This window comes from Peptococcaceae bacterium, assembly GCA_024655825.1.
GTDB lineage: Bacteria > Bacillota > Peptococcia > DRI-13 > PHAD01 > JANLFJ01.
The window spans coordinates 1-685 of the sequence record JANLFJ010000094.1; the positions used below are offsets into that span (position 1 = coordinate 1).

The following is a 685-nucleotide window of genomic DNA, read 5'->3' on the forward strand; positions in this document are numbered from 1 at the left end:
TTAGGCCGGCCGCGGTGCCCAGGGCGGTCAGGCCCGTGTTTTGTTCCAGCATTTTCACGAGCTTTGCATCGAGCCGCATACCGCCTTCTTCCCACAGCGGCCAGCACAGGGAAATGGTCCTGCCGTGCCGCTTCCCGGAGGCCGCCAGCTCGCTGCGGTAGCAGGCGTAGGCGTCCATAAAGGCGTTGGCGGCAGCGTAGTCGGCTTGGCCAGGGTTGCCCAGGCTCCCCGAAAGCGAGGAAAAGAGGATGAAAAAGTCAAGCGGCACGTCCTTGCTCGCCTCGTCAAGGTTAACCAGGCCTTTGACCTTGGGCGCCAGCACTTCCAAAAGCTGTTCTTTTGTTTTTTGGAGGATGAAGCTGTCGCGAATGACGCCGGCGCCGTGAATGATCCCATCCAGGCCGCCGTGCTCTTCCCTGATTTTTTGGATAAGGCGGCTCGCAGACTGTTTGTCGCTTACGTCGGCCTCCAGGTATTCGACCCGCGCGCCCCGGCTCCTGAACTCTTCGAGCTTAGCTCTTTTGGGCCCGTCCAGCGAAGAACGCCCGGCCAGTATTATCACCGAATCTTTGGCCCTTTGGGCTATTTCACCGGCAAAGACCAGGCCCAACCCGCCGGCCCCGCCCGTGATCAGGTATACCCCCCGCTCTTTCCACGGTGTTTTTGGTTCCTCGGCCGGTGGGCT

The 685-nt window shown here is 60.9% G+C and carries 1 protein-coding gene; it reads right to left on the reverse strand.

The genetic code is table 11. From position 1 onward, the window contains the following. Positions 1-685: SDR family NAD(P)-dependent oxidoreductase (locus tag NUV48_15560; protein MCR4443548.1), on the reverse strand; the 685-nt coding region annotated here is incomplete at both ends.